The organism is Streptomyces sp. AB3(2024), from assembly GCF_041862025.1.
Lineage (GTDB): Bacteria > Actinomycetota > Actinomycetes > Streptomycetales > Streptomycetaceae > Streptomyces.
Genome location: NZ_JBGWAB010000206.1, coordinates 1 through 8,914, shown reverse-complemented (window position 1 = coordinate 8,914; position 8,914 = coordinate 1). Strand labels below are relative to the sequence as shown.

At 75.6% G+C, this 8,914-nt stretch carries 8 protein-coding genes and 1 pseudogene; 3 read left to right on the top strand and 6 right to left on the bottom strand.

Annotated features, from left to right (window positions below; all coding sequences use genetic code 11):
- The 3 genes and pseudogenes from ACEPPI_RS38535 to ACEPPI_RS38525 all read right to left on the bottom strand — a co-directional run.
- Positions 1-1,907: pseudogene (locus ACEPPI_RS38535) on the bottom strand (hypothetical protein); the annotation flags it as partial.
- Between the two features lie 66 nt (positions 1,908-1,973).
- A complete protein-coding gene (locus tag ACEPPI_RS38530; protein ID WP_373919918.1) occupies positions 1,974-2,894 on the bottom strand; it encodes a hypothetical protein in 921 nt (306 codons plus the stop codon).
- A gap of 91 nt (positions 2,895-2,985) precedes the next feature.
- The gene (locus ACEPPI_RS38525) at positions 2,986-4,491 is read right to left on the bottom strand and encodes a hypothetical protein (protein ID WP_373919917.1); all 1,506 of its coding nucleotides are present in this window, start codon (positions 4,489-4,491) and stop codon (positions 2,986-2,988) included.
- A 108-nt stretch (positions 4,492-4,599) separates the two neighbouring features.
- Here ACEPPI_RS38525 and ACEPPI_RS38520 point away from each other — a divergent pair, with 108 nt between their 5' ends.
- The 3 genes from ACEPPI_RS38520 to ACEPPI_RS38510 are packed head-to-tail and all read left to right on the top strand — an operon-like array spanning position 4,600 to position 6,883.
- The gene (locus ACEPPI_RS38520; protein WP_373919916.1) at positions 4,600-5,388 is read left to right on the top strand and encodes a LamB/YcsF family protein; all 789 of its coding nucleotides are present in this window, start codon (positions 4,600-4,602) and stop codon (positions 5,386-5,388) included.
- On the top strand, positions 5,385-6,002 hold the full coding sequence (locus tag ACEPPI_RS38515) for an allophanate hydrolase subunit 1 (RefSeq protein ID WP_373919915.1): 618 nt from the start codon (positions 5,385-5,387) through the stop codon (positions 6,000-6,002). Before ACEPPI_RS38520 ends, ACEPPI_RS38515 begins: the two co-directional genes overlap by 4 nt.
- The gene (locus tag ACEPPI_RS38510) at positions 5,999-6,883 is read left to right on the top strand and encodes a biotin-dependent carboxyltransferase family protein (protein ID WP_373919914.1); all 885 of its coding nucleotides are present in this window, start codon (positions 5,999-6,001) and stop codon (positions 6,881-6,883) included. The genes ACEPPI_RS38515 and ACEPPI_RS38510 overlap by 4 nt, the downstream gene beginning before the upstream one ends.
- Before the next feature lie 25 nt (positions 6,884-6,908).
- Here the strand turns inward: ACEPPI_RS38510 and ACEPPI_RS38505 are convergent, their stop codons facing one another.
- The 3 genes from ACEPPI_RS38505 to ACEPPI_RS38495 form a co-directional block, all read right to left on the bottom strand.
- On the bottom strand, positions 6,909-7,445 hold the full coding sequence (locus tag ACEPPI_RS38505; RefSeq protein ID WP_373919913.1) for a GNAT family N-acetyltransferase: 537 nt from the start codon (positions 7,443-7,445) through the stop codon (positions 6,909-6,911).
- A 273-nt stretch (positions 7,446-7,718) separates the two neighbouring features.
- Entirely contained in the window at positions 7,719-8,189 is a 471-nt protein-coding gene (locus tag ACEPPI_RS38500; RefSeq protein ID WP_373919912.1) for a DUF2867 domain-containing protein, read from the bottom strand.
- A 523-nt stretch (positions 8,190-8,712) separates the two neighbouring features.
- Positions 8,713-8,914, bottom strand: a 202-nt coding sequence (locus ACEPPI_RS38495) for a hypothetical protein (protein WP_373919911.1), incomplete at its 5' end; no start/stop codon positions are given.

Here is an 8,914-nt window from a genome sequence, read left to right as displayed (position 1 = left end):
CCGATCTCTCCGGGGCCGGGCTGCGCGCCCCCGCGCGGGCGCGGGAGGAAGGTGTCGGGGGCCGACGGGAGGCCCAGCAGCTCCGCCAGGCGGGGCGAGGCGGCCAGCGAGGCGGCCGCTCGTCCCTCGGCCGCGTGGGCGGCTTCGGCGGCTTCCGCGGCGTCGGCGGCGCGGGCGGCGGTGAGCTCGGCGCGGGATTCGGCGGCGGTGGCTTCGCGGGCGGCGTCGGCGGCGGCACGGGCGGCCTCTCGGGACTCCTCCCAGGCGGCGACGGCGACCTTCTCGGCGTCGCTGGCGGCGAGCGCGGCGCGGGCCGGGTCCGCGTCGGGCGCGGTGTCGTCGAGCCAGCCGGCCTTCACGGCCTCGGCGGTCTCCTGCGCGACCTCGGCGAGGCGGGTGCGCAGGTGTTCGGCCTCGCTGCGGGCGCGCTGGGCGGCGGTGGCGGCGGAGGTGGCGTCGCGGTGGGCGGTCTCGCCGATGTCCTGGAGCCCGGCGGAGCGCTCCTCCTCCTCGTTGGCGGCCCGCTCGCCCTGTTCGGCGGCGGTGTGCAGGGCCCGTACCAGCTCGGCGGCGGCCGTGGCGCGCGCGGCCAGGGCCGGGGCGGCGTCCCGCTCGGCCTCCAGGATCGCGGCGGCGACCCGGGCGGAGCGGTCGGCGGCTGCGCGGTGGCGCAGCACGGTCTCGGCGGCCTGCCAGGCGGAGTGCAGGGTGCGGGCTTCGAGGAGCTCGCGGCGCTGGGCGGCGGCGGCCTTGTCGGCCACGGTCAGGGCCAGCGAGGCGTGGCGGTAGGCGAGTTCGGCGGAGACCGCGGCGCTGCGGGTGCGCTGCGCCTCGGCGGCGGTGACCTCGTGGGCAGCGCCGGTGACCCGCTGGGCGAGGTCGGCCGCACGGCCGCGTTCCGCGCCGGCGCGGGCGGACAGCCGCCGGGCGAGGGTGCGCGTACGGCGTTCGGCGCCGGCGTGGACGTCGCGCAGCCGGGAGCGGGTCTCGGCGGCCTCGACGATGCGGGTGAGGAGGTCCACCGAGCCCGCGGTGAAGTCGCGTTCGGCCATCAGTTCGGCGCGGCGGCCCAGCTTGTTGCCGAAGCCGTGGACCAGGTCGGCGAGGCCGTCGGTGTCGCGGGTGTCGGTGACGGCGCGCAGCAGCAGGTCGGTGAAGTCGGAGTCCTTCTTGACCGCGAACAGGCCCGCCGCCTCGCCCTCGTCGGCGTTCATCTCGCGCTGGTAGCGGAAGAGTTCGGGGTCGAGGCCGAGTTCGGTGAGGTGCTCGTTCCAGCGGTCGTGGATCTCCTCGAAGTACACCTCCAGGTGCGGGTACGCCTTCCCGGCCTCGGTGAGGGCGTCGCGGAAGCCCTTCATCGTGCGGCGTCGGCCCTGGGCGCCGGAGGCTCCCTCGACGGGTGGGCGTACGGCGGTGGCCTCGGCGACGGGGAGGTTGTCCAGGCTCAGACCCGGACCGGGGCGGAAGGAGTACCAGGCCTCGGCGAACTTGCGGGGGTCGTTGGAGACCTGCCGGCCGCGCCACTCGCTGACCTTGCCGACCACCACGCATTCGCCGGTCTGGGTGTGCTGCCACTCCAGGGCGACGTGGCCGCAGTCGTCGGCGAGCAGGAATTTGCGCAGCACGCCGGAGCTGGCGCCGCCGAGGGTGTTGCGGTGGCCGGGGAGCATCACCGAGAAGATCAGCTTGAGCAGGACGGACTTGCCTCCGCCGTTCTCCAGGAAGAGCACGCCGGCGGGCGCGGGGCGCCGGGGCGGCCCGGTGGGCTCGTCCTCGAAGAACTCCGCCTGGGCGGGCGCCGGGTGGGGCACCGGCTCACCGACTCCCCGCAGGTCGAGCACGGTGTCGGCGTAGCGTGCGCCGGCGGGCCCGATGGAGTAGAGGCGGATCCGGGACAGCTCGTACATGGCGGCGGACTCTCGTGCTCTGTCGTGGGTCGTGTGCGTGGGGGGCGTACGGGATCGGGTGCGTGCTCAGGCGTGGAAGGGCAGGCCCGCGTCGGCGGCCAGTTCCAGGTCGTCGCCCTCGGGCGGCGGCAGCAGGGTGGCGGAGCCGTCGCTGACGGGGACCACGCCCAGTTCCAGGAGTTCGGCCATGGCCGCGCTGCCCGCCATGTCGCGGACCTGGAGCTGGTAGCGGGGGGTGGTGCGGTAGGTGCCGCCCGCCTCGTCGCCGGTGCGCTGGAGGAACCCGGACTCGGTGAGGAAGGCGGCGGCCTTGCCGACGATGCCGGTGGTGGAGCCGGCGAGCCGGCGGGCGTCCTTGGTGGCTCCGGTGGCGCTGCGGCGGGCGTAGACCCGCCAGGCGGCCTCCAGGCCGGGGGCGTCGGAGGCGGGGTCGGTGTTCTCGCCGAGTTCCTCGGCGCGCTCCTCCAGGCGGCGGCAGGTCTGGCGGACGAAGGCGTCGACGCCGTTGACGGTGACGCGGCCGATGTAGCCGTTGTCGGCGAGGTCCTCGGGACGGGGGAAGGCGAGGGCGGCGACGGCGAGGTGGGCGAGGCCGTGCAGGAAGCGGTCGCCGCCGTCGGCGGCGGTACGGCGGGCGTAGTCGCCCATGCGGACGGCGAAGACGGAGTCCTCGGCGGCGGCGACGGCCATCCCGGCGCGGGGGGACACCTCCAGGACGACGAGGCCGAGGCCGGTGGCGACGGCGTCGGCGAGCCGCCCGAAGGGGGGCTCCTCGCGGTAGCGGCGCAGCAGCTCGGCGTACTCCGCGTCGCGGGCGGGCAGCAGCCGGGGCTGGAGTCCGAAGGCGACGAGGCGGGCCGCGTCGGCGGCGTCGGCGGGCGTGACGGACCCGGCGGCGGGCGCGGCGGGAGCCGACGGCGCCTCGGACTCGCTCCACGCGGGGTGCGGCTCGCTCCACGCGGGGCGCTCGGCGTGGTGGTCGCTCACTGGTACGTCTCCTCGGCGGTGCGGTGCGGGGTCGGTGCGGTGGGGGTGCCGGCCGGGGCGCGGCGGTGGCCGGGGCGCGGGCGGGGCGGGGTCACGATGCCTCCGCGCGGTCGGCCGCCATGCCGGCGGCGTCCAGGAGGGCCGTGCCGACGATGAGGTCCGCACCGCCGAACTCCGGGTCGTCGAGCTCGGTGCCGTCGTCCACGGCGAACAGCATGCGCTCCTCGCCCTGGCGGTACGCCGTGCCCACCGCCGGGCTCGCGGCGTGGACGGCCAGCAGGGCCACCAGGTAGGGCAGGTCCGGGTCGTCGCGCCGGGCCTCGGCGAGCAGCCCGGACAGCCGGCGCGGGGCGTCGTGCGGGAGGTCCAGGAGCCGGGTCGCGCGGGCGAGCTGCTCCTCGCTGAAGCGGCTGTCGTCGGGGGTGGCGATCAGGTCGGGCTCCGGCATCTCCACGCCGAGGTGCTCCCGCTCCACGGGCGGGGTCAGCAGGATCTCCACCAGGTCGGCGACCCGGACCGAGACGGGGGTGCGCAGCCCGGTGCCCGCGGCGAAGAAGGCGTCGGTGACCCGGGTGGCCCGCTCCAGCGGCAGCGGCAGCAGGGGGGCCACGAGCTGGCCGTAGAGGTCGATGCCGGAGCGCGGGGCGGGCGCGGCGAAGGCCTGGCGGTCCTGTTCGGCACGGAAGAGCGGGCCGGCGTCGAGCAGCCGGGACTGGAGCTGGGTGTGCCGGCGGATGCAGTCCTTGACGATGTCGACGAGTTCGGCCGCGCGCCGCTTGTTGTCCGGGTCCTCCGCCTCGTCGCGCGCCTTGCGGATGTTGGTGAGGATCGCGTTCTCGTGCCGGTAGCGGTCGGCGACGTGGTCGAGGGCCTCGGCGATCATGTCCGGGACGGCCCGGAGCCAGTCCACGGCGCGGACGTTGCGCCGCGTCGCGTCGAGGGTGCGGCGCAACGTCTCGGCGTACTGGACCGTGCGGTAGCGGGCCTGCTCGGCGGCGAGCTGCGCGTCCGCGAGCCGGCCGCGGCTGATCAGCACCTCCAGCTTGACCTCGGCGGCGATCTGCGCGCTGGTGACGTCCGTGTCGAGCGCGCCGACCAGGACGTTGACCGCCTCGTCGGTGGTGCGCAGGTACACGGCGCCGCCGTAGCCCGGGACCTCCTCGATCAGCTTGAAGTCGTAGTCGCGCCGGACGTACACGCCGTCCGGGCCGAAGGTGCCGTAGATCGCGCGGAAGCCGCGGTCCACGCTGCCCACGTTGATCAGGTTCTCCAGCACCCAGCGCGCGACGCGCTCGTGCTCGGCCGCCGGGCGCGCGGGGGCCTGGGCGGCGACGCGCGGCAGCAGGCGGGCCACTATCTGCTCGTGGTCGGCCCCTGTGTCGAAGTCCATGTTGAGCGTGACCAGGTCGATCGCCGACAGCGCCACCTCCGCCATGGCGTAGACCCCGTACTCGCCGGCCAGATTGGCCTTGCGGACGTCGAGGTCGTGCAGCGGGGCGGTGCAGGCGAGGGCGCGCAGCCGACGGGCCAGGCCCTCGTCGGCGGCGGGGCCCGGCGCCGGGGACGCGAGGGTCTTCGCCGGGGCAGGGAGAGTCACGACGGAAAGACTAGGCGGTGTCACGGACAACATCCCAAACGGCATGGTTCGGCCGGATCGTCCCCGCCGTCGTGGAGGGACGCGCGTGCCCTGTTCTACGCTCGCCGCATGGCTTCCATGATCACATCTCCCGCGGCCCCGATCGACCTCAACGCCGACCTGGGCGAGGGTTTCGGACGGTGGACGCTGACCGACGACGCGGCCCTGCTGTCCGTGGTCACGAGCGCCAACGTGGCCTGCGGCTTCCACGCCGGCGATCCCTCGATCATGCGCCGGGTCTGCGAGCTGGCCGCCGAACGCGGCGTACGCATCGGCGCGCAGGTCTCGTACCGCGATCTGGCGGGCTTCGGACGGCGTTCGATGGACGTGCCGCCGGGGGAGCTGGCGGACGAGGTCGCCTACCAGATCGGGGCCCTGGAGGTGTTCGCCCGCGCCGCCGGGTCCCGGGTGTCGTACGTGAAACCGCACGGCGCCCTCTACAACCGCACCGTGCACGACGCGGCCCAGGCGGGCGCGGTCGTCGCCGGGGTCCGGCTCGCCGCCGGGGAGGCCGGGCTGCCGGTGCTGGGCCTGCCCGGGTCGCGGCTCCTCGCCGCCGCCGCGGAGGCCGGACTGGAGCCCGTACCGGAGGCCTTCGCCGACCGGGCGTACACGCCCGGCGGGACGCTGGTCCCGCGCGGCGAGCCCGGAGCGGTGGTCCACGACCCGGACGCGGTGGTCGCGCGGGCGGTGGGGATGGCCGCCGGGGGCTCCGTGACAGCCGCCGACGGGAGCCGGATCGCCGTGGCCACCCGCTCGCTGTGCGTGCACGGGGACACCCCGGGGGCGGCGGAGCTGGCCCGGCGGGTCCGGGACGCGCTGGGCGCGGCCGGGGTGCGGGTGGAGGCCTTCGCGTGAGGGCCCTGGTGGTGGGGGCGCGGGCCCTGCTGGTCGAGGTGGACTCGGCGCACGAGGTGGCCGCGCTCCACGCCGAGCTGCTGCGCCGCCGGGACGCGGGCGAGCTGGAGGGCGTACGGGAGGTGGTGCCGGCCGCCCGGACCGTGCTGCTGGACGGCGTACCGCGGCCGGCCGCGCTGGCGGCCCGGATCGCGGGCTGGAAGGTGCCGCCGCTCGCGGAGACCGAAGGGCCGCTGGTCACCGTCCCCGTACGGTACGACGGCGCCGACCTCGCGGAGGTGGCCGCGGCCTGGGGCGTGGCGCGGGACGAGGTCGCGGGGCTGGTCGGCGGCACCGTCTTCCGGGTGGCCTTCTGCGGGTTCGCACCCGGCTTCGGCTACCTGACGGGGCTGCCGGAGCGGCTGTGGCTGCCCCGGCGCGCCACGCCCCGTACGGCCGTCCCGGCGGGTTCGCTGGCGCTGGCCGGGGAGTACGCGGGGGTCTACCCGCGCTCCTCCCCCGGCGGCTGGCAGCTGATCGGGTCGACCGACGCGGTGCTGTGGGACCCGGCGCGGGATCCCGCGGCACTGTTCGCGCCCGGGGTACGGGTGCGGTTCACGGAGGCGGGGGCATGACGGAGCTGCTGGTGCTGCGGGCGGGCGCCCTGACCACCCTCCAGGACCTGGGCCGCCCCGGGTACGCCCACCTGGGCGTACCCCGCTCGGGCGCCCTGGACGCCGCCGCGCACGCCCTGGCCAACCGGCTGCTGGGCAATCCGGCCGGTGCCGCGACGCTGGAGACCACCTTCGACGGGGTCACGCTGCGCGCCCTGTCCCCGGTCATGGTGGCCGTGACCGGGGCTCCCTGCGCGGTACGGGTCTGCGGGCGCCCGGCGGCCTGGGGTGCGCCGGTCCGGCTGCGGGCGGGGGCGGAGCTGGACGTGGGCCGGGCGGAGTCCGGGCTGCGCGGCTACGTCGCGGTGCGGGGCGGGTTCGCCGTCCCGCCGGTGCTGGGCAGCCGCGCGACGGACCTGCTCTCGGGGCTGGGCCCGCCGGTCCTGACGGCCGGGACGGTACTGCCGGTGGGACCCCCGGGGCCCGGCCCGGTGTCCGGGGCGGACGCCCTGCGGGTGCCGGCGGCGCCCGGGGCCCCGGGGGTCCCGGGCGAGCTGGTGCTCCCGCTGCGGCCGGGGCCGCGCGCCGACTGGTTCACGGGGGCTTCGCTGGCCCGGCTGCTGACGGCGCGCTACCGGGTGTCGGCGGCGTCCAACCGCATCGGCCTGCGCACCGAGGCGGGCCCGCCGCTCGCCCGCGCCCGGGGCGGGGAGCTGCCGAGCGAGGGAATGGTACTGGGCACGGTGCAGGTGCCCCCGGACGGCCTGCCGGTGGTGTTCCTGGCCGACCATCCGGTGACCGGGGGCTACCCGGTGGTCGGCGTGGTCCCGGAGGGCCCGGCCCTGGACGCGGCGGCCCAGGCGCGTCCGGGGGTGGGGGTGCGGTTCGTGGGGGTGGGGTGAGGGGTGGGTGGGGGCGGGCGGGGGACTACCGGGGGGCGGCGGCCAGCCGGTAGAGCACGTTGCGGCGCAGCGGGCCCTCGGGCTCCTCGGGGTCGTCGAAGTCCCCGGCGGGGTCGTACGTCATCCCGATGCGCCGCATCACCGCCTGCGAGGGGAGGTTGGTGGCCGCCGTCACGGCGAGGACCTCGGGCAGGGCGAGGGCGTCCAGCCCGAAGGACACGGCGGCCAGGGCGGCTTCGGTGGCGAACCCCTGCCCCCAGGCGGAGCGTGCCAGCCGCCAGCCGGCCTCCACCCCGGTGAAGGGCATGCCCTCGTCGACGGGGTCCAGCCCGGTGAGCCCGATGAACTCACCGGTGGCCACGACCTCGACGGCCCACCAGCCCCAGCCCCGCTCCTCCAGGGCCGCCTGGAAGCGAGCGGCGGACGCCGCGCTCTGCTCGGGCGTGAGCACCCTGGAGAAGTACCTGCGGACCTCCGGGTCGGCGTTCATCGCCGCCCAGGGCCCGATATCGGACTCCCGCCACCCGCGCAGCACCAGACGCTCGGTCTTCAACTCGTACATCCGGCCAAGGTAGCGGGGCGGGGCGGGGTATGGGGCGGCGGGACTTGACCTGGCCCGCATCAGGGAGGGCTGGGGGGTTCCCGTCAGTCTCACTGTCCTTCCGTGTCGGGCCCCACATCCCTCACGGCCCAAGGCCCGGGCGGCAGACGCATCGGATCGCTACGCGCTTCGCACGGCACAGCGTCCGGCGGCCATCCGGGGCTGGTACCCGCACGGAAGGACGATCGGATGGCTCTGGCGGGCGGGCAGGCGCCGCCTTCGGCACGCGTGTGGTCAGGAAGCGGCACGGGCGATCATGGAGGCAACGATGAGGTGGTGGAAGGGCTCGATGAGCCTGAAGTAGAGACGGCCGACCGGCCGGTTGAAACGGACGACCGTGGTGCAGACGCCCTCCAGACCCGGTCCGTCGGCCCTGGGGCGGACCGCGAACGAGGCACGGAAGTCCAGGTGCTTGTCGTCGTCGCCACAGAGGATCTCGTCCTCACGGACCTCCAGGACCCTGAAGGGTCCCTTCCCGCCTCCCGGCTCGATGCGGGTGTCCTGTGCCGGCGCACGCTCCTGCACCCGCAGGCCGAAGGGAGCGACCAGCCTGTCGCGCACGGCCATCAGCCGGCCCGTCCAGCGTGGACGATTCGACATCAGCAGTCGTGCGAAGCCCTCGGCGTTCGTGCCCGGGGGAAGGTCGACGGCTACCGCGTCGACGTGGTCGTACGACCCCAGACTGGCACCTGCCGCTTGCACCACGGGTAGCACATTCCTGCGAACTGCCTTGGCCATGAAGCCATTAGCTCACACGTCCCGCGACCCACTCACCCCGGGCCCACTCACCCCGGGCCCGGTAGCCCCGGTGTCCGGCCCAGGACGGCCACCGAACGCCGGCCGCCGGACGCCGGACGCCGGACGCCGGACGCTTGAATATGCGCAACGCGTAGCGATCTGATGCGGCTGTCGGCCTTCCAGGCCCATCCGATCGTCCTTCCGTGCAGGTACCAGCCCAGGACGGGCGGTGGACGCTATACGGAGTGAAGCGCGTAGCGATCCGATGCGCCTGGGACCGGCACCAGGACCGCTGAACGGTCTGGTCGCCATTTCGTGTGGCCTGGCAGCCCCCGGCCCGGAATCCGATGGATGTCGGCCCGCATCTCGGGTCTGCCCGGGCGGGGAGGGGTCGAGGGTCTCTGACTGACCCTCCTGCCCTCGCTTCCCTCCCGGCCGTTTCCCTGGGGGCTTCCCGACAGTCTTTGGCATTCCGGGACGGGTCGGCCTGTCAAGGGTGGCCGAAGGCCATCGCGAAGCAATGCCGCGTAGTTAAGCGGTGTTGGGGGTTGTCGAGCGGGTTGCTGGTGGAGGGGTGAGGGAGCAGGCCGCGGGCGAAGGTGACCTCGTCGCCGTCCTCGGCCGAGCCGACCGTCGCGCCGATCAGGCCGCGGGTGCCGGTGGCCACCAGGGCAACGATCCGCAGCGTGGGG